Origin of the sequence: Priestia koreensis (genome assembly GCF_022646885.1) — a bacterium.
Lineage (GTDB): Bacteria > Bacillota > Bacilli > Bacillales > Bacillaceae_H > Bacillus_AG > Bacillus_AG koreensis_A.
In genome coordinates this window covers 1,769,313-1,793,944 of sequence record NZ_CP061868.1, presented here as the reverse complement: position 1 = coordinate 1,793,944, position 24,632 = coordinate 1,769,313, and the positions used below count along the sequence as shown (strand labels likewise).

General features: G+C 41.3%; 28 protein-coding genes and 1 riboswitch. Of the genes, 13 read left to right on the top strand and 15 right to left on the bottom strand.

The window, feature by feature from the left end; genetic code table 11:
• Nucleotides 1–167: 167 nt before the first annotated feature.
• Together IE339_RS08985 and IE339_RS08980 are read right to left on the bottom strand one after the other, a co-directional pair.
• Nucleotides 168–614 carry an OsmC family protein gene (locus tag IE339_RS08985; protein WP_053402655.1) on the bottom strand — a complete coding sequence of 149 codons (447 nt, stop codon included), beginning with the start codon at nt 612–614 and terminating at the stop codon, nt 168–170.
• Nucleotides 615–741: 127 nt separating this feature from the next.
• Nucleotides 742–981 carry a hypothetical protein gene (locus IE339_RS08980; RefSeq protein WP_242175486.1) on the bottom strand — a complete coding sequence of 80 codons (240 nt, stop codon included), beginning with the start codon at nt 979–981 and terminating at the stop codon, nt 742–744.
• A gap of 270 nt (nt 982–1,251) precedes the next feature.
• Here IE339_RS08980 and IE339_RS08975 point away from each other — a divergent pair, with 270 nt between their 5' ends.
• The gene (locus IE339_RS08975; RefSeq protein WP_242175485.1) at nt 1,252–1,674 is read left to right on the top strand and encodes a pyridoxamine 5'-phosphate oxidase family protein; all 423 of its coding nucleotides are present in this window, start codon (nt 1,252–1,254) and stop codon (nt 1,672–1,674) included.
• Nucleotides 1,675–1,721: 47 nt separating this feature from the next.
• On the opposite strand, the gene IE339_RS08970 is transcribed toward IE339_RS08975, so the two are convergent.
• From IE339_RS08970 to IE339_RS08950, 5 genes are all read right to left on the bottom strand, one after another.
• The gene (locus IE339_RS08970; protein WP_242175484.1) at nt 1,722–2,684 is read right to left on the bottom strand and encodes a quinone oxidoreductase family protein; all 963 of its coding nucleotides are present in this window, start codon (nt 2,682–2,684) and stop codon (nt 1,722–1,724) included.
• Between the two features lie 146 nt (nt 2,685–2,830).
• Nucleotides 2,831–3,790 carry an ABC transporter permease gene (locus tag IE339_RS08965; protein ID WP_242175483.1) on the bottom strand — a complete coding sequence of 320 codons (960 nt, stop codon included), beginning with the start codon at nt 3,788–3,790 and terminating at the stop codon, nt 2,831–2,833.
• Entirely contained in the window at nt 3,787–4,848 is a 1,062-nt protein-coding gene (locus tag IE339_RS08960; protein ID WP_242175482.1) for an ABC transporter permease, read from the bottom strand. Before IE339_RS08960 ends, IE339_RS08965 begins: the two co-directional genes overlap by 4 nt.
• On the bottom strand, nt 4,845–6,374 hold the full coding sequence (locus IE339_RS08955) for an ABC transporter ATP-binding protein (RefSeq protein WP_242175481.1): 1,530 nt from the start codon (nt 6,372–6,374) through the stop codon (nt 4,845–4,847). The genes IE339_RS08960 and IE339_RS08955 overlap by 4 nt, the downstream gene beginning before the upstream one ends.
• Before the next feature lie 101 nt (nt 6,375–6,475).
• Nucleotides 6,476–7,543 (bottom strand): BMP family lipoprotein, encoded by a 1,068-nt coding sequence (locus IE339_RS08950; protein WP_242175479.1) that lies wholly within the window; start codon nt 7,541–7,543, stop codon nt 6,476–6,478.
• A 215-nt stretch (nt 7,544–7,758) separates the two neighbouring features.
• A riboswitch (purine riboswitch) is annotated at nt 7,759–7,858 on the bottom strand.
• Between the two features lie 268 nt (nt 7,859–8,126).
• On the opposite strand from IE339_RS08950, the gene IE339_RS08945 reads away from it, so the two are divergent.
• From IE339_RS08945 to IE339_RS08935, 3 genes are all read left to right on the top strand, one after another.
• On the top strand, nt 8,127–9,335 hold the full coding sequence (locus IE339_RS08945; protein ID WP_242175478.1) for a DUF4183 domain-containing protein: 1,209 nt from the start codon (nt 8,127–8,129) through the stop codon (nt 9,333–9,335).
• A 112-nt stretch (nt 9,336–9,447) separates the two neighbouring features.
• Nucleotides 9,448–9,867, top strand: a complete 420-nt coding sequence (locus IE339_RS08940; RefSeq protein ID WP_242175477.1) for a DUF4183 domain-containing protein — start codon at nt 9,448–9,450, stop codon at nt 9,865–9,867.
• A gap of 28 nt (nt 9,868–9,895) precedes the next feature.
• Nucleotides 9,896–10,306 (top strand): hypothetical protein, encoded by a 411-nt coding sequence (locus tag IE339_RS08935; RefSeq protein ID WP_242175476.1) that lies wholly within the window; start codon nt 9,896–9,898, stop codon nt 10,304–10,306.
• A 31-nt stretch (nt 10,307–10,337) separates the two neighbouring features.
• On the opposite strand, the gene IE339_RS08930 is transcribed toward IE339_RS08935, so the two are convergent.
• Nucleotides 10,338–10,889 carry an HD domain-containing protein gene (locus IE339_RS08930; protein ID WP_242175475.1) on the bottom strand — a complete coding sequence of 184 codons (552 nt, stop codon included), beginning with the start codon at nt 10,887–10,889 and terminating at the stop codon, nt 10,338–10,340.
• Between the two features lie 139 nt (nt 10,890–11,028).
• Between IE339_RS08930 and IE339_RS08925 the strand changes: the two genes are divergently transcribed.
• Nucleotides 11,029–11,841, top strand: a complete 813-nt coding sequence (locus IE339_RS08925; RefSeq protein WP_242175474.1) for a hypothetical protein — start codon at nt 11,029–11,031, stop codon at nt 11,839–11,841.
• A 268-nt stretch (nt 11,842–12,109) separates the two neighbouring features.
• The gene (locus tag IE339_RS08920; RefSeq protein ID WP_053402668.1) at nt 12,110–12,760 is read left to right on the top strand and encodes a GntR family transcriptional regulator; all 651 of its coding nucleotides are present in this window, start codon (nt 12,110–12,112) and stop codon (nt 12,758–12,760) included.
• Between the two features lie 27 nt (nt 12,761–12,787).
• Here IE339_RS08920 and nhaC read toward each other — a convergent pair whose 3' ends face one another.
• Complete coding sequence (gene nhaC, locus IE339_RS08915) at nt 12,788–14,191, bottom strand: Na+/H+ antiporter NhaC (protein ID WP_242175473.1); 1,404 nt, start codon at nt 14,189–14,191, stop codon at nt 12,788–12,790.
• A gap of 422 nt (nt 14,192–14,613) precedes the next feature.
• Between nhaC and IE339_RS08910 the strand changes: the two genes are divergently transcribed.
• From IE339_RS08910 to IE339_RS08885, 6 genes are all read left to right on the top strand, one after another.
• Nucleotides 14,614–15,840, top strand: a complete 1,227-nt coding sequence (locus IE339_RS08910; RefSeq protein ID WP_242176150.1) for an ammonium transporter — start codon at nt 14,614–14,616, stop codon at nt 15,838–15,840.
• Between the two features lie 14 nt (nt 15,841–15,854).
• On the top strand, nt 15,855–16,217 hold the full coding sequence (locus IE339_RS08905) for a P-II family nitrogen regulator (protein ID WP_053402671.1): 363 nt from the start codon (nt 15,855–15,857) through the stop codon (nt 16,215–16,217).
• Between the two features lie 105 nt (nt 16,218–16,322).
• On the top strand, nt 16,323–17,120 hold the full coding sequence (locus IE339_RS08900) for an ABC transporter ATP-binding protein (protein WP_242175472.1): 798 nt from the start codon (nt 16,323–16,325) through the stop codon (nt 17,118–17,120).
• Between the two features lie 100 nt (nt 17,121–17,220).
• Nucleotides 17,221–17,451, top strand: a complete 231-nt coding sequence (locus IE339_RS08895; RefSeq protein WP_242175471.1) for a FeoA family protein — start codon at nt 17,221–17,223, stop codon at nt 17,449–17,451.
• Nucleotides 17,451–19,445: a ferrous iron transport protein B gene (feoB, locus tag IE339_RS08890; protein ID WP_242175470.1), complete on the top strand. Its 1,995-nt coding sequence runs from the start codon at nt 17,451–17,453 to the stop codon at nt 19,443–19,445. Before IE339_RS08895 ends, feoB begins: the two co-directional genes overlap by 1 nt.
• A gap of 3 nt (nt 19,446–19,448) precedes the next feature.
• Nucleotides 19,449–19,631: a FeoB-associated Cys-rich membrane protein gene (locus IE339_RS08885; protein WP_053402674.1), complete on the top strand. Its 183-nt coding sequence runs from the start codon at nt 19,449–19,451 to the stop codon at nt 19,629–19,631.
• A gap of 30 nt (nt 19,632–19,661) precedes the next feature.
• Here the strand turns inward: IE339_RS08885 and rpsN are convergent, their stop codons facing one another.
• Complete coding sequence (gene rpsN, locus IE339_RS08880) at nt 19,662–19,931, bottom strand: 30S ribosomal protein S14 (protein ID WP_242175468.1); 270 nt, start codon at nt 19,929–19,931, stop codon at nt 19,662–19,664.
• 138 nt (nt 19,932–20,069) lie between these two features.
• On the opposite strand from rpsN, the gene IE339_RS08875 reads away from it, so the two are divergent.
• Complete coding sequence (locus IE339_RS08875; RefSeq protein WP_242175467.1) at nt 20,070–20,594, top strand: type 1 glutamine amidotransferase domain-containing protein; 525 nt, start codon at nt 20,070–20,072, stop codon at nt 20,592–20,594.
• An 88-nt stretch (nt 20,595–20,682) separates the two neighbouring features.
• On the opposite strand, the gene IE339_RS08870 is transcribed toward IE339_RS08875, so the two are convergent.
• From IE339_RS08870 to IE339_RS08850, 5 genes are all read right to left on the bottom strand, one after another.
• Nucleotides 20,683–21,072 (bottom strand): hypothetical protein, encoded by a 390-nt coding sequence (locus IE339_RS08870; protein WP_242175466.1) that lies wholly within the window; start codon nt 21,070–21,072, stop codon nt 20,683–20,685.
• Between the two features lie 3 nt (nt 21,073–21,075).
• Nucleotides 21,076–21,273, bottom strand: a complete 198-nt coding sequence (locus tag IE339_RS08865) for a helix-turn-helix transcriptional regulator (RefSeq protein WP_242175465.1) — start codon at nt 21,271–21,273, stop codon at nt 21,076–21,078.
• A 167-nt stretch (nt 21,274–21,440) separates the two neighbouring features.
• Entirely contained in the window at nt 21,441–22,262 is an 822-nt protein-coding gene (locus IE339_RS08860) for a carbohydrate ABC transporter permease (protein WP_242175464.1), read from the bottom strand.
• Entirely contained in the window at nt 22,259–23,140 is an 882-nt protein-coding gene (locus IE339_RS08855; RefSeq protein ID WP_242175463.1) for a carbohydrate ABC transporter permease, read from the bottom strand. Before IE339_RS08855 ends, IE339_RS08860 begins: the two co-directional genes overlap by 4 nt.
• A gap of 53 nt (nt 23,141–23,193) precedes the next feature.
• Entirely contained in the window at nt 23,194–24,519 is a 1,326-nt protein-coding gene (locus IE339_RS08850; protein ID WP_242175462.1) for an extracellular solute-binding protein, read from the bottom strand.
• Nucleotides 24,520–24,632: the final 113 nt, after the last annotated feature.

Here is a 24,632-nt window from a genome sequence, read left to right as displayed (position 1 = left end):
TAAGAGATGTCCTGACACTATGCATCTACTATGTCAGAGGTTCTGACATAGTTTTTAGAAAATTTAAAATTTTCTGAAATCATTTAGCAAACCGAAAATTTTAGCGTCCGAAAGATTCATTTTCTCAAAAGAAAACGGCCAAACCCACGCCTGGGTTTGGCCGTTTATTACTTCACGTTAATGATTGGATCTAGTTCTAGCTCTACATTGCCCTGAATAGCACGGGAAATCATGCAAGATTTTTCCGCCTGCTCGACTAAAATTTCAACCGTGTCAAGCTGCTGATCCGTTAGCGTTCGATCTAGTTCTAGAAGAGGTCGATGAATAATTTTCTTATAGGTAAATACACCGTTTGTGACGTCGACAACGCCTTCTGAATCCAATGATAGTGAAAGAGGAGTAATCCCTTTTCTTTCTAACATTGCAGCAAGGGTGATGATATAGCAAGTTGCTGCTGCTCCTAGGAGCATTTCATCTGGATTTGTCCCTACTCCGGGTCCGTTCATTTCGGGAGGAATCGATATCTTTGTATGAAGACGGTCAGCCGTTAGTGTACCAACATCGTTTCGACCACCCGGCCAATCTGCTTTTAAATGAAAGTGATGCTCTGCCATGTTTCATTCTCCTTTACAAGGTTGCTCGTCATTATTCTAATCTGTAACGCACAAATAGTAAAATAAGGTGCCTAAAAAACCCTCTTCGCTTTTACACGAAGAGGGAATTAATTGTTGAGAATAGTGATCATAAAAATTCTTTTCGTCGCTCAATTTGCTTCATACGTTTTTTCTCCATCGCTAAATGGCGCCAAATGACCGGGACCGTCACCAACATGCAAGTACCGTTTATACAAGCGAAAAGCCATTCATTTTGAAAAATCCAAAATCCCGTTAAGCCGAAATGAAGGGCAAGAATGAGTCCGATCACGTGCGCTCTTCGCTTCGTTCCTTTTGTCACCTGGTGTTCCATTTCAGTTAGATTCACCGTGAGACCTCATTTCTATTTTGTATTCCTTTTTCTACCTTACTTCTTTTTAGTCTTCTTGCAAAGCCTTTTCCACCATAACGACGTTCTTTTTTCACAAGATCCTATCCCTTTTCAAAGATAGACATGAATACTTCTCCTGCGATAGTAAAGACCGATCCGTTCAGGCACATGTTCTTTTCATTATAAGACATACTGTAAAAGAGAGGTTTAACGCTCATTCAATTGAGGAATACACATACTAACATTACATATTAGGAGCTGATACAGATGAACCAACAAGAGTTAAAGACAAAAATTGAACAAGTGATGGAAGAAAACAAAATCGGAACATTAGCAACAGTAGTAAACGATAAGCCGCATACGCGCTACATGACGTTTTTCAATGACGACTTTACTTTATACACACCTACAAGCGATCAAACACATAAAACGGATGAAATTGAAAAAAATCCAAACGTTCATATCTTACTTGGCTATAACGGCGAAGGATATGGGGATTTGTACGTTGAGGTACAAGGTACGGCATCTGTCGAAGAATCTGAGGACTTAAAGAAAAAGCTTTGGCAAGATAACTTTGACGAATGGTTTGACGGACCAAACGATCCACACTATGTGGTCCTAAAAATTAAACCTTCTTCTATTCGTCTTATGAATAGCAAAAAAGAAGATCCACAAACATTAGAATTATAAAGAAAGAAGCGCTTTGATGCGCTTCTTTTTTTGTGCAAGGACACCGCTTAAGGAAGCAATAAAATCTTCCCTGTGCTCTTTCGACTTTCTAAATACTCGTGGGCTTTCTGTCCATCCTGTAGTGCAAAGACTGTAGGAGCTGGCAAACGCAGCTTCTCTTCTAGCATCCATGTAAACAATTCAGACGATCTTCCAACGCGCTCCTCATGAGACGTTAAAACGTTCCACAGATCTCCGCCAGTCAACGTTTTCGACGTATCCATCAGCATGCGTGGATCAACAAGAGCTGGATCTCCACCTGCCATTCCGTAAAAGACGACGGTTCCGCCTGTTCGTACCGATGAAAAACTATCCATTAACGTCGCTCCGACAGAATCATAGGCTACATCAACGCCGTTTGGATAAGCTTCCTTCACTTTTTCCACCCAGTTTTCTTCATATAGGTAAACAGATGTAGCTCCTAGCTCTTTCGCTTTCGCTGCCTTTTCTGCTGAAGACGTTAACCCGATTACCGTCCCGCCTAGTAGATTTACGATTTGAACGAGAAGCTGACCAACACCGCCAGCCGCCGCGTGGACAAGGACTACGTCACCCTCTTGGATTTTGTAGCTGTCTTTTGTTAAGTAGTGCGCGGTTAATCCTTGTAAAAGCAAGGATGCAGCCGTTTCGAACGAAATACCATCAGGGATAGGAATGATTCTGTCCTTCGGAACAGCAGCAAGCTCAGCGTTCGCATGTGGTACATCCGCAAACGCGATGCGATCACCTTTTTTGAATCCTTGTACCGCATCCCCAACAGCTTCCACCACTCCCGCACCTTCGTATCCTAAAATATACGGAGGATTGCCGACTAAATGATAATTTCCTTTGCGTCGATACACGTCTGCAAAGTTTAGGCCAATTGCTTTCATACGAACAAGAACTTCATCTTCTTTTATAACAGGATCAGGGATCGTCTCGTATGTTAATACGTCTGGTCCACCAAATTTTTTAAATACAAGTGCTTTCATCTGTTCTACCTCTTTTTCCTAAAATTATATCGTTTTCATTTAATAGTAGTTTACGTATAAATGCAAGCAATCCCTTCTAAATAAAAAGCACAATGTGACATGAACGACTCATAAGAGGAAGTTCCGTCATCATTGCGCTTTTTATGTTATCTCTTTCCTTTTTCATACGATGTTCCGAGTGCTTTAGGTCCTTCCGCTCGTCCAACAAATCCTGTCAATGCTAGAATCGTTAGGACGTACGGCGCAATTCTTAAGTATACGGACGGAATATCCTGTAACACAGGAATCTGTGCCCCGGTGATACTTAGTGATTGAGCGAGACCGAAAAAGATCGCCGCACCCATTGCTCCAAGCGGATGCCATTTCCCAAAGATCAACGCCGCAAGCGCTAAAAATCCTTGCCCAGCAATCGTCGTCGCAGAGAAGTTCCCTGAAATAGACGTAGCGTATACAGCCCCACCAATTCCAGCAAAAAATCCAGAAACAATAACGCCGATATACCGCATTTTGATGACGTTAATCCCCATTGTATCTGCTGCCATCGGATGCTCTCCAACCGAGCGAAGACGAAGCCCAAACGGAGTTTTATATAAGACGTACCAGCAGACAAAGGCGAGTATAATCGCAAGATAAGATGTAACAGGGATCGAAGAGAAAAACCATTTACCGAGTACAGGGATCTGAGAAAGTCCTGGAACGTCGATTTTATCTACTCGATACGTAATAAAATCGGTTTGTCCTTTTCCAAACAGCTGCTTGATGATAAAAACAGATAAACCACTGGCTAAAAAGTTCAGTGCCACACCGCTGACAACCTGATCTGCTTTTAGCGTAATACTCGCAAAGGCATGAATGATAGCAAACAGCGCGCACACAATGCCAGCAATTACAATCGACAGCCACGGTGCCACGCTTCCGACGGAATCCTGCATCAGAAGTGTCGTTGTAATACTCGTAAACGCCCCAAAAAGCATAAGTCCCTCTAATCCAATATTGACAACACCTGATCGTTCACTAAATACGCCGCCAAGGGCAGTAAAGACGAGTGGTGCAGCAGAATACAGGGCAGTCGGAATAATAATGGCTAAAATCTCTACTATGTTCATTCTTGGTCCTCCTTCACAAAGCGGCTAAGCAGCCAGCGAACGAAATAACTTGATGCCACAAAGAAAATAATCAGGGCAATAATAATACCAACGAGCTCAGAAGGTACGTTCGCAACAAAGTTCATTTCAGGCGCCGCGCTTTTTAATCCCCCGAACAAGAACGCCGCGAGTACAATTCCTAGTGGATGATTCGCTCCTAATAGAGCTACCGCAATTCCATCAAACCCTGTTCCTGTAAAAGCCGATAACGTCGTCATATTTTGGAACGTTCCAAGCCCCTCCATCGCACCTGCTAGACCAGCAAAAGCACCGGATATCGACATCGAAAGCACCATATTTTTCACCACGCTCATTCCGGCATATTGAGAAGCATTTTGGTTATAACCTACAGCCTTGAGTTCGTAGCCTTTCGTTGTTTTCTCTAATAAGAACCACATCATAACGGCCATTACGAGGGCCACCACAATTCCGTAATGCATACGCGAGTAATCTGTTATAGACTGCAAGTAAGGTGAAGCAAGAGACGCCGTTTCCTTAATGTTGTATGATTTTTCATTCCCTGCATACAAGTTGGCTTTAATAATAGCGCTTGTCATATACAAAGCAATGTAATTCATCATAATCGTAACGATGACTTCATGTACCTTAAATCGCGCTTTCAGTAGACCAGGGATGAATCCCCAAAGCGCACCTGCTATGGCCGCTGCTAAAATAGCAAGCGGAAGATGAATCACCTTCGGTAGATCAAAGGCATAGCCGACCCACACAGAAGCTAGCCACCCTACTAAAAGCTGCCCTTCGACCCCAATATTGAATAGGCCTGTTTTGTATGCAAAGGCAACTGCAATTCCCGCTAACACGAGCGGTGTCATAGCGCGAATCGTTTCGCCGAACGCTTTAGGGCTACCAATCATTCCTTCAAATAAAGACGTATAGCCAAGTACAGGGTCATATCCACCTATGAGCATGATAATGGCACCTGCTAACAAGCCGAGTACAATTGCTAAAAGAGGAATAATAATCGTTAAAAAGAGATCATTTTTTAACAGTTTTCTCATTTCACTTCCCCCTTCCCTTCTCGTTTACCACCAGCCATCAGTAATCCAAGTTCCTTTTCAGTCGTCTCATCTGCGTTTACAACGTCCACTATTTTCCCTTCATACATAACCGCAATTCGATCGCTTACGTTCATGACTTCATCCAATTCAAGGGATACAAGTAATACCGCCTTTCCTTTGTCTCGTTCCTGAATGAGTCGTGAATGGATAAATTCAATCGCTCCTACATCTAATCCCCTCGTAGGCTGAGCAGCAATAAGTAAATCAGGACTACGGTCTACTTCACGTGCAATAATGGCTTTTTGTTGATTTCCACCTGATAATGCGCGAGCAGGTGTGTTCACACTCGGTGTCCGAACATCAAATTCAGCAATGAGCTCTTTCGCCTTTTTCAAAAGCGTTTTATAGTTTAACAATCCCCATTTAGCATACGGCTTTTTATAGTAGGTTTGTAGTCCAATATTTTCACCAATGGAATAATCAAGCACAAGACCATGCTTGTGACGATCTTGAGGAATGTGTCCAACACCGAGCTCTGTAATTTTTCGAGTAGAAAGGGTTGATAGCTCTCGGCCATTTAATAGAATAGAGCCCTCCTTCACTTTCCGAAGTCCAGTAATCGCCTCAATCAATTCTGTTTGACCATTTCCATCTACTCCGGCGATTCCTAGTACTTCACCACCATAGACAGTGAGATCAAGTTCATTAACGGCTTTTACACCACGTGCGTCTTCTGCAACTAAATGGTGAATTTGTAGCACAGCTTCTCCCGGTCTCGCTTTTTCCTTTTTCGTCTTAAACTGAACTTCTCGACCGACCATGAGAGAAGCTAGTTCGTCAGAGTTGGTTTCAGAAATAGTAACTGTTCCAATTCCTACGCCTTTTCGAATGACGGTACAGCGGTCACAAATGGACATAATTTCTTTTAGCTTGTGGGTGATTAAAATAATCGATTTCCCTTCTTGCACGAGTCGTTTCATAATTTGAGTGAGTTCCTCAATTTCTTGTGGTATAAGTGCTGCCGTTGGCTCGTCAAAGATTAAAATCTCTGCCCCTCTATACAGCGTTTTTAGGATTTCTACCCGTTGCTGCATGCCAACCGAAATGTCTTCAATTTTGGCGTATGGATCGACCGACAGCCCATACTGGCGCGAAAGCTCTTCGATTTTTTTGGCCGCATGCTCCGTATGTAAGCGACCATTTTTTGTCGGTTCGCTTCCTAGAATAATATTTTCTGTGACCGTGAAATTTTGAACGAGCATAAAATGCTGATGAACCATCCCGATACCTAAACGATTTGCTACGTTCGGATCGGTAATCTTTACTTCTTGATTCTTTACTTTAATTTGGCCTTTTTCTGGTTGATAAAGACCAAAGAGCACGTTCATAAGAGTTGATTTCCCAGCACCATTTTCGCCTAGAAGGGCATGAACCTCTCCTTTTTTTACTTGAAGCGTAATATTATCATTTGCGACGATGCCTGGAAATTCTTTTCGAATATTCAGCATTTCAATGATGTAATCCACTCGTATCCCTCTTTCTATGAATAGATGAAATAAACCGACTAAAAAAGAAAGATTGTCTAGGAGATATGAATCTTCTCGTAGACAACCTTTTCATTCCTCATTTACTTAACAGAGAAAGAGGCAAACTCATCGTCTGTTTTTGGAACGCTCACTTCGCCGTCACTAATTTTCTTCTTCCACTCATCTACAACTGCTAATTCTTCTTTTGATAAATTTTTCTTCGTTGGAGCAAGTCCAATTGCATTTTCTTTTAATCCGTATACGATTTCTTTTCCGCCAGGGAAGTTCCCTTTCTCCGTACGTTTTGAAATATCATATGTTGCCACGTCGACACGTTTAACCATCGATGTAAGCGTTACGTTTTCTGGCATTCCTTCTTGATACTGATCACGGTCTACCCCAATAACCCAAACGTCTTGACCTTTTTTCTTACGATTTTTCGCTTCTGTGAACACACCGTTTCCTGTTCCACCTGCTGCCGTATAAATGACATCTGCACCTTTGTCATACATAGCAGAAGCAATCGTTGATCCTTTGTCTGCTTCGTTAAAGCTTCCTGCGTACTGTGAATATACTTCAACTTTTGGATTTGCCGCTTTGACTCCGGCCTTAAAGCCATTTTCGAATTTTTTAATTAATGGAGAATTGGCGCCACCTACAAAACCGACTTTGTTCGTTTTCGTCTGCTTCGCTGCAATAACTCCCATTAAGAAGGAACCTTGTTCTTCACGGAACGTAATATTTACAACGTTATCTAAAAAGACGGGCTTTGAATTTTTATCAAGCAGTAAACTATCAACTAGAGCAAATCGTGATTTTGGATTTTCTTCCGCCATTTGCTGAATGGCATCTTCTAGATAAAACCCAATTCCATACGTCAAATCATAATCTGCATCAACGAATTTAGACAGGTTCGGCTCAAATTCTGATTGAGACGTGGACTGAATATATTTGAAGTCCGTCCCTTTTTTCATATCATGATCCTTTCCGTACTTCTCGATCCCTTCCCATGCAGACTGATTGAATGATTTATCATCAATCCCGCCCTGGTCGGTCACCATTCCGATGTGAAAATCAGATGAATTCGATCCTGCTCCTTTTCCACATGCTCCTAGTACTGTTCCTGCCGCTAAAACTACTGGTAATGCTAAAGCCCATCTCTTTTTCATGTTGTACCCCTCCAAAATGTATGTGTATATTACGCTCCTCTATTTAGACGTTGTATATCTGACGTCTGACCTCTAAAAATAGAAAAAGCCTAGATGAGTTATATTTCTACCTTTTGCGAGACGTAAAAGTGAAATATATCCATCTAGACTTTCACTGATGGGCCGATTGCCTAAGACAATTGGCGCAAACTTATTATTGTACAATAAAAAGTTTGCTATATGTGTATTTCACTCATAGTCCGGCAATTACGGTTGCTGGGTAGAAACTCTTAGGCCAATTCCTAAGGATATATGAGAAGTTTATTCAATTAGCTGTTGATATCATAACGACAAACAATTTGAATTCATCGCGTAATACTCTTGTAATATAGCAAGAACTTTTTTCAGTGTCAATACCATTTTTCCTAACTACGTGAAACTTTTTCGCCCCAAATGTTCATTACGTCCCCATCATTAACACTTTTTATTTAGATAAAGTACATGTTTGAGGCATATAGTAAAATATGCACCCCCAGTACCCATATACGACGCCTACGGGCTAACAAGAAGGACTAAAATGTCTGCAGAAAGAAGGTAAAATGCCATGATTCCTCTTGATACACTCACTGTTGATTCGTTTACCTTCTCCGTTTACCTCGTTGATGAAGATGGTTGCTATCTCTCATCGTTTGATGAGCGCTGGTTAAGTATTCATCTCGGCAACGATCCGCACTCTTATTCCCTTTCTGCCCGCATTCACTTTCTTCTTCTCATTACTCATAGCGGTGACGAAGTTGGTCGACAAATCCTTTCATCTCGCTCGCACTCTGATTTTTTCTACGTTGCATCTAACGAGATGTGCACAGTATCTTTCAATTCGTTTCATGTATCTTCATTGACGATTTCCGATTTGTCTAAAGGAGGGTTTTACTGGGAGGTTAGCGGAATGATCCAGAATAAGACGACTTGTCGCCCCTTCTGTCTATCTCAGAGCGTTTCGTTTTCCTTGGTTCCTCTACATAAAAAGAAAATCCGAGGACAAACAAGCTATTTTGTATGTGTTGCAGATGGACTCACGACCTCATTTACTGATGAGAATGCGCTAGCATCCTATAACTCCGTATCCATTCCCGATCCGAGTGAGGTCAGCTATGCCAATTTGTATGTAAACGGTGTGCTACAGCCTCCAAATTCGTATGCATATAAGCGAGGCGAAGTTACTCTTTTGACAGAGGATATCCCTTTAAAAGGGGTTCCCGTCATTTTGCAATTTCATTCTCTTTACTCATCGACCTTAATGAACGCTCTCATTCCTGTTCAACAGCAATTCTTCTTTACTACTGGCAACGGATGTGATTCTCTTTTCCATCCCGACTTTCCTTTTGAACGTGCTTTGCTTCAGCAGCTGTATGTGAATGGTTGTATTCAGCCTCCTTCTCTCTATCAAGCTGACTCTCTCCTCACCATCTATGCACTTGATCCACCATCTCTACATCACCCCGTAATCTTTCAACGCATCGTACTTGCACCAACCGCACGCATCAACAAAGCATATGGATTCAGCGAAATGTATATTGCTTTTTCAGATGGCGTAAAACGATGCTATACAGATCAAGAAGCATCACTAATTGACCGTTCTAGCGCCATTCTTGATCCCAATCAATGCACACTTGTTAATGTGTATGTAAACGGCATGATTCAACCCCCTCCTACCTATTCTCTCAAAGAGGGAGAACTGCTATTTGTTGACGACCCACCACTTGTAAATAGTCCGATCATCGTTGAATACGTTACTATTTTTGAAGCATGGTAACGAACCACCCTAGCTAAAAGCGCATATGATAAAGAGATGAGCAGTCGCTTTACTATGTTGCTCAGACTAGATTGACAAGCAGTCATTTCATCAACGAAAGGAAGATTCTCGTATGCCTGCACAATTGATTAAGCTGTTCATACAAGCTACTTCTAGCGTTGTCGGAAGCGTCGATGTTACAACCGATACAACCGTCACACCTGAAGTAACGCGCTACTATGCCACGGTTATTGCTGGAAATCTGTTAACAACTGATACATCCATTCCTGCCACACAATTTGTCGACGATAACGGAAATGCCGTGACCGCCTTCCCTACACTTGATGCAGAAAGCTATTACAACGTGTACATTAACAGCGTTCTGCAACAAGACGGACTTACAACGCTAAGCAATAGCACCCTAACCGTAAATGGAGCTCTTCTAACCGTAGGCGTACCCGTTGTTGTGGAATTTGCTGATTTTAGCAGTACAACCTCTACGTCAACTGCTGACCTTGCAAATCTTCAAGTGGACACGACGATTGAAACCTAAACCTCTATAACGAAGGGGGGAATTTGAATTGCCTCCAAAATTAATAAAAATGTTTATCGAAGCACAGTCTAGCGCTTCTGGAACCGTTCAATCATCTGGTAAGACGAACGTGAACGTCAAATCCTACAAATATACGGCCACCGTCGTTAGTGTTTTATCTAGTCAAATTCCTTATACATCGTTCAAAGACGCACAAGGTAATCCCGTTCCAAGCTCAGGGTTTCCGATTCCACAGGATGGCTATTACAACATTTACGTCAATCAACTCTTGGCCGTTAATTCCAGCGTGAATCTTACCCCTTTCTATGTAACGATCCCAACAGCACTGTTATCACTTGGAATTCCGATTGTTGTGGAAATCATTAGCTTCGATCAAGCACAAACAACGGTAAATGGAAGCGGAAGTACGCTTTCCATTCAAACAAATGTACAAAAATAGACCATCGCCAAATAAGCTCTGTACGCAGAGCTTATTTAGCGTGAAAAATGACGTCTATGCACTGCTTGTATTCACTTCTAAGCTGTTGAACCGCTTTTGTTTGAAGCGTTGAGGTGGCTTCATAAATCGACCGGTGATACCATTCTTGTAACTCCTTCCCTCGGTTAAATTTCTCCCATACCCGCTCTCCCTTTTCCCTGAATTCTTCTAAGATGCAACGAAGGTTGTGAATTTTATCAGCGATCGTAATTAACACTACGCCTTCATCTGCTTCACCTAAAGCCTCAATTGTATGCTGCTTCCGCACTTCCCAAGTTAATCCCTTATCCTCTTCACTTACTCCTTGAACAAGCCTTGCTACTTCAGTGCCAAAGCGTGTTTCAATATCAATAAGCTTTACCTCCGTATCTTCAACCGTATCGTGTAAAATAGCTGCAATAACAACAGGTTCTTCACATCCTAACCGCTGCAAAGCGAATCCTACAGCTACTGGATGCATAATATAAGGAATATGCGTTCCTTTTCGATATTGACCGTCATGAGCGACAGCCGCAAACTCGATTGCTTGATCTAGTAAATTCATCGTCATTGTCTCCTTTCTTTTCTCCATTATTTTATCGTAATCTATGTATTTTTACGAAATACAGCCGATAACTAGTATTGATTATACTTCGAACTTGAGCGCTGACAAAAAACTCAAAGATAGAGAGGAGACGACAAACATGAGTAAAAAAACAAATCTATCGATTCTTTTGCTATTCGCCCTTAACCTCTCACTTTGGATGTATATTTATTACTCCTTCCCCTCGTCTTTAAAGACGAGTTTAGCAGAAAAATTTTCTGTTTTTGCATCGGATAAAAAGCTAAACACAATCTTGCCGACTTTAACTTCATCTGCTTCTTCTAACAACGAAAAGTCCATTAGTCCAAAGCGTGATTTTCGCGGTGAATGGTCAGCCAATAATGGGACGTGGACGGATGTAACCTTTCAAGAGGAAAAGCAGTTGGGGTATAATGGCACATTCACCTTCTATTCTAGCAGCCAGCATGATCGATTAGACGGCCTGTATAAAATCGGAGAAGCCACACAATCCGCTAATGCACAACCTGTTGTAAGTCTAGACATATTTACATCTACAGGAGAACCACTTGGAGAGATGAAACTTACCTATTTATCCCGAAATACGATCCAGCTATCTGGTTATTATGAGACGATCATCACACGCGATGGAACAGCAAGTGAACCGATGAGCGCTGAAAAGCTGATTATTACCTTTTTAAAAACGATACGAGATCAGCCACAACGAAGTCTTTCCGGTTTTTTTGAAAGCGATGAAAGCTCAGAAGCAAAAGCACTTCAACAGCTTCGTATTAAAGATTTTAGTTTTCAGTATGTAGATTCTAACCCGAATTTGCTTGATCAAAAGACAAGTCATTTTTCGGTTAAGCTTGCTAATAATCAAACAGTCTCGTACGCAGCCGATCTGCATTATACGGGCACTACATGGAAAATCACTAATCTATACCGCGAATAACAAATCACCCGTCGCCAAGCTTAGGTAGCGGGTAATTTTTATTTTTAAGCATTATCCGAGCTCTTATAGGTAATTTCATTCATGTGCATTTTAATTTGTGATATACTACACTTACTCAAGGTCTTTATGCCCTTCAGGCTATATAAGTGTTACCCTCCCACCTTGAAGACATTTCCTCGCGCAAAGTAGCTCTCTACTGCATGATTGTTAAAATAGTTTATTCTTCTACATACTTTATCAAATTTATTTGAATTAAGAGGTGATCATTGTGAGTGAACGAGACACGATTGAACGTCGCGTGTATCAGCATTTAAAAAACAGTTTGTTATCTCGAAGCATTGCACCTGGCACGCAGTTAACGGAACAAGCGATTGCAAAAGAACTCGAAGTTAGCCGTACTCCCATACGTCTCGCTTTTAAACGACTTGAGGCTGAGGGATTAATTGAAATGATTCCAAACCGAGGTGCATTTGTCGTACAGCCAACCATTCAAGAAATTTTAGCATTCTTCGATCTTCGCAAAGAGCTTGAATATCTTTCGGTTAAATATGGTTTACCGAAGGTGCAAGAAGAGGATTTCACTGAACTCCACAAGCTTTTAGACGAAGAAAAAAAGGCGTACGAACAAAAAGATCTGCACGATTACGTCAGAATCAATAAGCAATTCCATCTATTTCTAGCGAAAAAAAGTGAAAATAAATTCCTGATCCGCTATATGGAGCAGATGCTTAATCAGATGAACGTGTATCTTTTTTTACTTGATACCTTTTATCACATCGATTCCCCCGACAATACGCGTTTTGCCGAACATGAACATATGGTACAAGCGATTGAAAACGGAGATAGCGATGAACTTCTATCCCTTATTGATCAGCACATGGAGCACAGTATCGGTGATCTCCGCGTACAAGGAACATAAAAAAGACCGCAAAAATGCGGTCTTTTTTTATGAAACCTGCGTGTTTTCAGCCGGTTTATCCGTATACCAAATGAATTTCCCCGTGTAACCATATATGATCGCAAGAAGAATCGATACAAAGCTTAACCACATAAACGGCAAATAAGATAGTGTTGAGACACCTAAAATACCAGCCATGAAAATGCCATTATCAGACCACGGAACCATTCCAGAAGTTAGCGTACCACCAACCTCTGCATTACGTGCGAGAACGCGACGATCAATGCGAAGCTTATCGTAGCTGTCTTCCATAATTTTAGGTGTTAAGATAATCGATACATACATCGCACACCCGAAAATATTACCTAGTAGCGCTACAATAAGCGTTGAGAGCGTTACGTTACCAGCAGAATGTAGTTTGTGCTGAAACTTCGAGACAATGACTTTGAGCACACCTAAATGCTCCAACAGTCCACCAAAGCCGAGTCCGAAGATAATGACGGCTACAGAGCCAAGCATCCCTTGAATACCGCCCCGATTTAATAAGTCATCCATAAATTTAACACCCGTATCAATGGAAAAACCATTATAAGCCGTACCAAGCGCTTTTACAAAGGACATATCCTGAAACCAAACGGCCCACAGCACACCAAGAAGTGATCCTGCTGCAATCGTAGGCATAGACGGCATTTTAAGCGCAAGCATGACAATGACAAACACAGCAGGAATTAACATCCAAACGTGAATATCAAACGTATTCGTCAACTGCCCTTGAAGATATGCAACTTTGTCTAAGTCTACATGTTTGCTGCCATACTTGAATCCCACTCCAGTAAAGAGTAAGGCCGTAATAATATAGGCTGGAATATCCAAATAAAGCATTGCTCGAACATGTGAAATAACGTCGACTTTCGACATCGAAGCAGCAAGCACCGTACTGTCTGATAGCGGTGAAAGCTTGTCACCGAAATAGGCACCAGAAAGCACCGCACCCGCAACGAGCGGAAGTGGAATTCCTAATCCTTGTCCGATTGCCATCATCGCAATACCAGCTGTTCCAACCGTTCCCCATGACGTTCCAGTCGCAAGAGAAGTAATCGAACAAATCACTAACGTAGCAAGCAAGAAAATGCTCGGATGAATGAACTCAAATCCGTAATAAATAAGAGTTGGTACCACTCCTCCAGCAATCCATGTCCCAATTAACGCACCAACGGAAACTAAAATTAAAATGGCCTCTAAGCCGTTCGAGATTCCTTTTGTAATCATGCCCTGCAAATCTTGATAACGATACCCTAAACGAAAGCCTAAAATAATGGCTAAAAACCATGAAATAAATAAGGCCAGTTGAATAGGAAGATCGAAATAAGACGTGAATGAAAACACGATAAGTAAAAACAGGGTCAGTACACATACAATTTCAAACATTGATGGTAAACGTACTTGTTTCATCCGCGACCTCCTGATGTAATAGTCTTCCCATCCCCTATGTACCTTTCACACGTTCATCTGCCAATCCCCCATCAAATTAGCAGCTCCCCTTTTTCAACACAGTTTTTGATTATACAGAGTTATGGGCTTCAGCACAAGGTTAGCTTTCACTTAATCGCCTTTCACTAACGGTTATTCTCAAAAATTTTTTATGCATTTCTTCCTATTATAAGATAGCGCTTTCTTTGCTTTTGTATAAGGAGTTTCCTCTCCTCGCTCTTCCCTCCCTTTTTCACTTTACTTGAATAAATTTACAGAATTCTTCAAAAAAGTGATTGAAATTTCTCCACAAGTGGCATATGATACAAAATATAACACAACATGTTATAAAAACTAACATAAGATAGTCATAATTACACACATACTATGAGGGGGAATTGATGATGCATATGGGTGATTCAGTATTTATGTTTTTCGCTACATTAATTGTTTGGCTTATGACTCCAGGAGTCGCACTATTTTATGGAGGTATGGTACGCAGCAAAAACGTCCTTAGTACAGCCATGTACAGCATGGGATCGATCGCTGTTGTCTCTGTACTATGGGTGTTAGTTGGATATTCACTCGCGTTTAATCCAAGCGGAAACGCCTTTATTGGCGGTTTTGATTGGGTCGGCTTAAAAGATGTAGGCTTTAAGCCAAACGGTGATTATAGTGAAACCATTCCGCATAACTTGTATATGATGTTTCAATTAACCTTCGCTGTACTAACAACAGCCCTCATTTCGGGAGCTTTTGCAGAACGTATGAAATTTGGCGCTTTTATTCTTTTTACCATCTTATGGTCACTACTTGTGTACGCACCTGTTGCTCACTGGGTATGGGGTGTCGGAGGATGGTTACGTGAACTTGGCACGTTAGATTTCGCTGGCGGCAACGTCGTTCATATTTCATCCGGTGTGGCTGGTCTTGTTTTAGCAATCGTACTTGGCACAAGAAAAAATACGGCTGCAGCAGCTCCGCATAACCTTCCTCTTACACTTTTAGGTGGGATGCTCATTTGGTTCGGTTGGTTCGGCTTTAACGTAGGAAGTACGTTAACACTAAATGATGTAGCAATGACCGTATTCATTAACACAAGTTCTGCAGCAGCAACTGGGATTATTGGCTGGCTTGGTGTGGAATGGCTCATTACGAAAAAACCAACGCTTTTAGGAGCTGTATCTGGTGCAATTGCTGGTCTAGTTGCAATTACACCTGCATGTGGATTCGTTACACCTTTTGCTTCTCTCCTAATCGGTTTAATTGGCGGCGCTATTTGCTACTGGGGCGTATTCTGGTTAAAAATTAAGCTTGGCTATGACGATGCCCTTGACGCTTTTGGTTTACATGGTATTGGCGGAACATGGGGCGGAATTGCCACTGGTTTATTCGCCACCACATCGGTTAACTCAGGTGGCGCAGACGGATTGTTCTATGGTGATCCAAGTCTCCTTCTAAAACAACTAGTTGCCATTGTTGCGACGTACATCTTCGTTGGAGTCGTCACGTTTATCATTATTAAAGTGGTCAGCTTTATTACAAACATTCGCGCTACAGATGAAGAAGAATCATTAGGATTAGATATTACATTACACGGGGAAAGAGCATACCATGATGCAAGTATGTAAAAGGGGTGATTTAAATGGCTGATGTGTTAACGAAAATTGAGATTATCACTCGTCCTAGTAAATTTGAAGAGTTAAAGAGTGAGCTAGCAAAGATTGGTGTAAGCGGAATTACCGTTTCAAACGTTCTTGGATGCGGCTTGCAGCAAGGTCTTCCTGAAGTATATCGCGGTGTAAAACGACAAAATACGATGTATGAACGAATTAAAGTGGAAACCGTTGTTTGTAAAGTACCCGTTCAAGATGTTGTTGATACGGTTCGGAAAGTATGCAATACAGGCAAACCTGGGGATGGGAAAATTTTTATATATGAATTAACAAATGCGATCAAAATTCGCACAGGTGAAGAGGGCTATGATGCTCTTCAAAACACTAAATAACTAAAAGGAAGGTGCCATAAGGTACCTTCCTTTTTTGATGTCTCCCCCACTTACTTGTATAATAGACTGATAATAAAAATTATTCAGATCTTAGGAGTGATTGATTTGAAACCGATTATTGAACTAGAACACGTTACATACCAAAGAGGAACTCACCTTATTCTTCAAGACCTCTCTTTTACAATCATGGAAAACGAGCACTGTGCTCTCCTTGGATTAAATGGATCAGGTAAAACCACGCTGTTAAATATGATTAACGGTTACATTTGGCCATCTAGAGGAAAAGTTCGTGTGTTAGGACATCCGTTCGGATCAACTAATCTTCCTGAACTGCGAAAATCGATCGGTTGGGTCAGCTCCTCTTTTCAAGAGAGAATTCACCCTACAGAACTCGCCCAAGAAATTGTGATAAGCGGAAAGTATGCATCCATCGGATTATACGAAGACATCACACAGGAAGATATCGATTCGTCTATTGCTCTTCTTGAACGTGTAGACTGCCTGCATCTTGCGAACCGTCCTTACAGCGCCTGCTCTCAAGGTGAAAAACAAAAGATACTTATCGCACGTGCACTCATGTCAAACCCTGATCTACTTATCCTTGATGAGCCTTGTACAGGTCTCGATTTATTTGCACGCGAACAGCTTCTCTCACTTATTGAGGGTCTTTGTGATCTACCCAGTGGTCCGACATTGCTCTATGTGACCCATCATACAGAGGAAATTCTTCCCTGCTTTAAACATGCCCTGCTTTTAAAAAGCGGGCAACTGTACAATCACGGGGAAACTAAACAATTGCTTACTTCTAGCACGCTCAGCTCATTCTTTGATCAGCCAGTACATGTTCATTGGCAACAAAAACGTCCCTACGTTTCTATTGAACGATCTGTGCCTATAACATAAATGTGCTCACCCCTGAAAAAGGCAGTTTACAAAATGTCTTTTCTACGTTAGGATAGATTCAATGATAATGATTATCAATGTCGAAGGGTGACTTACATAAATGATGAAACTTAGCGAAATTAAACCAAATGTAAGCTTTAAAATTCAACGTTTATCAAATTTACATCCGGTAACAAAGCGACGTTTAAAAGATATGGGCATTTCTGAAGGTCAATGCGTATGCGTTCGCCGCTACTGTCCGTTTGGCGGGCCGTGTATGATTGAAGCTTCCGGTCAGCTTATTGGACTACGCAGAAAAGATACCGGTTACATTGAAGGAGAGTTAGCTTAATGCAGGCAGCCTTATTCGGAAACCCTAATACGGGAAAAACGTCATTGTTCAATCAACTTACAGGGTCATATGAATACGTAGGCAACTGGAGCGGCGTAACGATTGAAAAAAAGGTCGGAACGCTAAAGTCAACCGGGCAACCGCTTGTTGACTTACCAGGCATCTATTCACTGAATCCATTAACGAAAGATGAAGAAGTCGCAACAAACTTTCTTTTAGAAGAATCGTTTTCGTATATTTTAAATATTGTCAATGCATCACATTTAGAGCGTAATCTCCATTTAACTATTGAACTATTAGAGTTTGGTAAGCCGCTCATCATGGTGTTAAATATGGTCGATCTTGCAAAAAGACAAGGTGTTGAACTGAATACGGATGTATTGGAAACGCGTCTTCAGACAAAAATATTTACGGCGGTCGCACGAAAAGGTGTAGGCTGTGAAGAAATCAACCAGTATCTTGCTTCTTACACACCGAAGGCTCATCGCTTTTTGTTGCCGTATGATCAGCTAATTGAAGAACATATTGAACGTGCACAAGAAATTATGATTGATCAGCCAAGTTCTTTCTCACGCTGGCTATCTCTACAATACTTTTCTAATAATGAATCTGTCGAGCTTTATATTGAATCACGCTATCCAGAACTTACTTCCATCCGAAAATCAGCTTTTGATCAGGTAGCAGAGCAAGGAACGTCCCTTGCTGACCTTATTCATCACAATCGTCAGCAGTTTATTGAGCAGCTCTTACAGGAAGCAACGTTGAAGCCAGTAGAAAAAAAGGTATTGCCCTTAACAGAATATATTGACCGTGTCGCAACTCATAAGGTGCTAGGCATTCCTTTTTTCTTACTCGTTTTATTTTTAATTTTCAAGCTCACGTTTGACTGGTTAGGCACGCCTATTTCTGATCAGCTCGATGCTTTTTTCGCCGGTCCTCTATCCAATTGGGCTGACTCGTTGTTAAACGCAATAAACGCAACGGACTTTATTCGAGCGGTCGTCACGCAAGGAATCATTGCCGGTGTTGGCGGCGTGCTTGTGTTTGTACCACAAATCTTTATTTTGTTTTTCTTTATTTCGCTCATTGAAGATTCAGGATACATGGCACGTGTCGCACTTGTAATGGATCGCTTAATGGAATCCATTGGATTAAACGGAAAAGCGTTTATTCCCTTAATCATCGGCTTCGGCTGTAATGTTCCAGGCATTATGGCGGCAAGAACGGTTGAGCAGCCGAAAGAACGGCTTATTACGATTTTACTTACCCCTTTAATGTCATGTTCGGCAAGGCTATCTGTCTACAGCTTGTTTGTGGCTGCTTTTTTTAAAGACCACCAGGCAGCGATTGTGCTATCCTTGTATGTACTAGGAATTGTAGTAGCCATTATTTTAGCAAAGCTATTTTCATGGGTATTAAAAAACGAAGGCTCTTATTTCGTGATGGAGATGCCCCCTTACAATATCCCACAGTGGAAACAGCTGCTTCGCAGTACGTGGGACAAGGGAAAAGGCTTCGTTCGCAAAGCAGGGACGTTTATTTTCGGTGGAAGTGTCTTCATTTGGCTTCTTTCTTACTTAGGGCCACACGGAGCAAACGTTCCAATTGATGAAAGCTTTATGGCGATTGTGTCGGGCGTATTCGCTCCGATTTTCTCACCGCTAGGATTCGGGACGTGGCAGGCAGCATCTGCTCTTATTACAGGCTTCTTAGCAAAAGAAGTCGTTGTTTCAACAATGAACATTCTTTATTTTGTTCCAGATGGGCAATCGCTACAAACGCTGCTTCCACACTTTTTCACACCACTTTCTGCATACAGCTTCTTAGTATTCATCCTGCTGTATACACCGTGCTTAGCGACGGTAGCGGTTATTCAAAAAGAGACAGGCTCTAAAAAATGGACAGCCTTCTCAATTGTGTACGCACTAATTGTTGCGTACATCTTATCACTTGCTGTCTACCAAATCGGACGTTTGGTAGGGTTAGGAGGATAAAACATGCTTGCTAGTATTCTATTAGGAATTGTGATCTTTGCATATGCGACTTTTATGATCGTTCGTTTTGTCAAGCGCAGTCGTCAAGGGAAATGCGCCGCGTGCGAGTTAAATAAATCATGTCAGTCCGGTTGTTCAGTTGTTACACCTGAACAGCGTCACAACATGTTACAGGATATGAAATAAAAAAAGCGCTCGCGATGAGCGCTTTTTATTTTACCAGCTTGCTTTTTTCACTCCAGGTAGCTGACCTTTATGTGCTAATTCGCGAAAGGCAATTCGCGATAGATCAAATTTACGCATATACCCTCGAGGTCTTCCAGTTATCTTACAGCGGCTATTCGAACGCGTTGGCGATGAATCACGAGGTAGCTGACGAAGCGCCTCATAATCTCCTTTCGCTTTTAATTCTTTGCGAATTTCCGCATATTTTAACACGAGCTCTTCTCGTTTTTGTTGTTTGATAACCTTGGATTTTTTGGCCATGTTACTATTCCTCCTTTATTAAATCGTAATAATTACGATTTAATAATTAAACCATACTTGCTTGAATACTACAATAAAAAAGCCTCGCCTTTTTCTTTCTTCCCTCTCTAATGATATACTGTCGTTGGAGGTGTACATATGCGATTACAATCAAAAAAAATTATTCAGCTAGTAAGCGACGAATTTGAAGATCTTGAACTATGGTATCCTGTTTTACGCATGCGTGAGGAAGGTGCAACTGTTCATATCGTTGGAGAAAAAGCGAACACCGTATACAAAGGGAAATACGGCGTACCGATCACATCTGATCGTTCATTCGATGAAATTAACCCCGCTGACTATGACGCGATTCTAGTTCCAGGAGGATGGTCTCCCGATAAACTAAGACGCTACGAGTCCGTATTGAACATGGTCAAACATATGGATGAGCACAAAAAGCCAATTGGCCAAATTTGCCACGCTGGCTGGGTACTCATTTCCGCTCGTATTTTAAACGGCGTGAACGTTACAAGCACACCCGGTATTAAAGATGACATGGAAAACGCTGGCGCTATTTGGCACGACGTTCCAGTCATTACCGATGGACACATCATCTCAAGCCGTCGTCCGCCTGATTTACCTGAATACGCAAAAGAATTTGCAGATCAGCTCGCAGCGAAATAAAGAGGTAGGCGTCGATGATGACGCCTACCCTTTTTTACGATAAAATAGCCGTTTATAATGTTTGTGAGATAGATTCTAGTTGTATGTACTACTGATACTTTTTCGCTACCAAAAACTCAACCAGTGGTAAAGTCAGCATCGCCAAACCTAATATCGCCAATAGAAAGACATTGATTGTACCATTAATCATTTTATCTGCCGCCACAGCAACCAAAATAAAGCATAGAAGAATATAGTAACTAATTTTCGAGCTTTTTTCCGTAATTCTTTGTCCCAGCTCTTCTTCTTGTAAGATGCCATCTTTTTCTTCCTTACTGCCCCACGTAATAGTGGGTAAAAAAATCATTAACAGCGCTCCGATTGTTACGACTTCATTAAAACCAACTTCTTTTCCTGTCAAAAATTTAAAAATGGCATAGCAGATCACTACTAAAGTAGCGATTCCGATAATCATTGCACTGATTTTTCGCGTACTCAACTTTCATCTCTCCTCATTTAAAAACAAAGTATCTACTTTCACGCCTAAGCTTTCTGCTAAGTCAAAAGCCAATTGCAAACTTGGATCATATTTATTATTTTCTATCGCGTTGATCGTTTGTCTACTTACGCTACATAAATCAGCTAACTGACCTTGTGAAATCCCTTTCTTTTCCCGGTATTCTTTTATTCGGTTTTGCATAAGAACCGCACCCTTGCATTCAAAATAATGTAAAATATGTTTTACACCCCCATTTTAAGACAAAACAAACAAGGTGTCAAATACTTTTGACACCTTGTTTGTTTCCTACCTATTCGATCAAAATAAAAAATGGGATTGGTCATCTCTCCAATTAACCGATTTCTTCTTTACTCCTTAATCCCCCCTGCCACAGATCCTTCAATTAATTGGCGCTGAAAGAACAAATAAAACATCATGACTGGAATAATGGACAAAATAATTCCTGCGTAGAGCGACCCATAGTCTGTTCGATATTGCTGAACCATCATAAGGTTCGCCATCTTTAGGGGGAGCGTTTTGGATTCGTCGTCGCTAATAAGGATGAGCGCTAGCACGTATTCATTCCATATGCCGACGAAGTTAAAAATAGCTGCAGAAATAAGCCCAGGCTTAGCAAGTGGAATCACAATGCGCCAAAATACCATAAACGGCCCACAGCCATCAATGATTGCTGCTTCCTCTAGACTAGAAGGGATTTGTCTGAAAAAGGCCGTTAGCATAAAAATGGTAAACGGCAGTGAAAACGCCACGTACACCATAATTAATCCTGCATATGTATTGAGCAAATTCATGTCATTTAACAAAAGAAATAAAGGTGTCATTGCTAAAAAGGTCGGCAGCATCAGCCCCATTAAAAAGAGCAGGTAAATGACGCGCTTCAATCGAAACATTTTTTTAGCGAGTACATACGCAGCCATAGAAGAAATGAGCACGATTAAAAAAACCGTTAAAAGCGTAATCCACGCGCTGTTTATAAACCCAACGCCAAGCCCTCCTTCTCCCCATGCGTTCAAGTAATTTTTTAGTGTAATGGACTCCGGTAGGCTCCACGGGTCGGTGAGAATTTGCTTGGATGTTTTAAAGGAATTGAGAAAGACACATAAAAGAGGAATAGCAATAAGCAGCGTGACAAGTATCATGACAACGTGCATCGTTTTTGATCGTTTCATCCTCTCTCTCCTTTCGAAAGTCGCATGAGCACAACGGTGGCCGCTAAAATCAGAATAAAGAATACAACGCCAAGAGCAGATGCATAACCAAAGTTGTAGTTTGAGAAGGCCTGCTGAAACATATAAAAGGACAGCGGTTCAGTCGAGCGATTCGGTCCACCTGCCGTTAAGAGCTGCGGCATTTCAAAGATTTTAAGCGTGTTAATTAAAATAAAGATTACCGCGACCATTAACACGTCCTTTAGCATCGGCAAAATGACAAACACGCTTGTCTGAAAGCGATTTGCTCCGTCCACTTCAGCCGCTTCAATGACCTCTTGTGAAATATTTAATACCCCGACAAATAAGAGAATGGTATAAAATCCGACCGTATGCCAAATGTTCACCCATACAATAGACCCGAATGCTGTGCTCGCCTGTCCTAACCATTCCGCTTTTAGAGCACCTAACCCTATCGCCTCTAGCAGTAAGTTTAACAATCCGCTTATTGGGTTAAAAGCCGCCGACCAGAGCATTGCGATTGCAACGGATGGTAAAATGTATGGAAAAAACAATACGGAGCGATAAAACGCCACCCACTTTGTACGCTTTATGGAATACGCCATTAGCATCGCAAGCACCACGGCTACGATTAACATTAATGGAAGCTGAAGAAGTACATATTTACCCGTATTCCAAATTGCATTAATAAAGTTTTCATCATGCATCATTTTTTGATAGTTTTGTAGGCCAATGAACGTTTTTTCCCCTATTCCCCGCCAGTTGTATAAGCTCGTTACAAACGCATTCAAAACGGGATACAAAACAAACAGACCGTACAAAACGAGCGCTGGAATCAAAAAGACAATAACCATCATTCGTTCTCGCTTTCTCGCCATAACAATCCCCTTTCTAAAACAAAGGCCCTTTGTTTCCAAAGAGCCCTTCTTCATTAAAAATCGTATTTTAGCTTACGGATTGAATCATCCTTTTTCACTTCTTCTGCTTTCTTTTCCATATACTCGATGAACTTTTTCGGACTCATTTCGCCTAACAATAAGCTCTGGTAGGCATTTGTAATATTTTTTGCGAACTCAGGATATGAATCATTGATTGCTGTCGGTGCATAGCTTTTATTTTTCTCGGTAATTGCCAATGCACTTTTCAGAGATTCAGATTGAATCGCTTCTTCCGTTCCCTTTACAACACTTGCTAGCCCTCTTGATTTAACCATTTCATTTACTTGATCTTTACTAGAAAGATATTTTAAGAACTGAATGGCTTCACGTTGATTTTTCGCTTTCTTTGGAATGTACCATGCTCCACCCCATCCGGTTGAAATTGGAGCGTATCCCTGCTCATCTGCAGGACCATCTGCCCAGACCGGATGATTAATCGCACGAAGCTTAAAGTCATCTGGAATCACATCTTTCATTTCCCCTTCAAGCCACGTTCCTGCCATAGCAAAAAGCGCTTTTCGCTGAAAGAATAACGTTTGTGCCTCCGTATGCGAAAGGGCCATCGAGCCATCTAATATAAGCCCTTCTTTCATCATTTTGACACTTTCCTCGGCTGCCTTTAGAAATGGTTCTGACGCCCATGCGCCCTTTTCCAAGTTAAACGCATCTTCTATGGCTTTTATCCCTCCAATTCGCTCCACTAAAGGTAGATAGATGCCGTAGAAATAGTAGCCCGCTGATTTGCCTTGAAGGGAGAAGACAGAAATGTTTTTCTTTTTTGCCTCAGCGCTTAGTTTGTACAAATCTTCCCACGTCTTAGGAAGCTCCCAGCCGTTATCATCAAACAGCTTTTGATCATACCACCATACATAACCAGGTGAGAAAACAGACGGAATGCCATAATAGTTGTTGTCCATCTTTACTTGAAATTGATTTTGATTAAACGTATCCAACCATTTTTCTTTTTTGTTATAGGCCTTGCTCTCTAAAGCCTTATTCAAAGACAGCACTTCGCCACTTGCAATAAGCCCTTGAATATCAAAGGATGGTCCTGGATTGAACAAATCTGGTACATCTCCAGATAAAAACTTTGGCTGTAGCTGCTGGTGAATATCTGGGCTTGCGTCAATCTTAATTTTTACGTCTTTATGTAGCTTCATATATTCATCCGCGCTTTTCTTTACCCAATCAGATCCAAATCCACCTTCAAACATCATAACCGTAATCTCTTTTTTTCCGCCTGAGCTAGATGATTTGCTCGAACAACCAACCATTGTTCCCATACACAAAATGAGCAAAAAAATGACAACCTTTTTCATCTCATATCCCCTTTCGATTAAAACCAGATATGAACCAACACCTTATTTTGTTGAGATATGTTGCATAACCTGGAGGAAAAATGACTATTTCTGCGATTTTGAAGATTAAATAT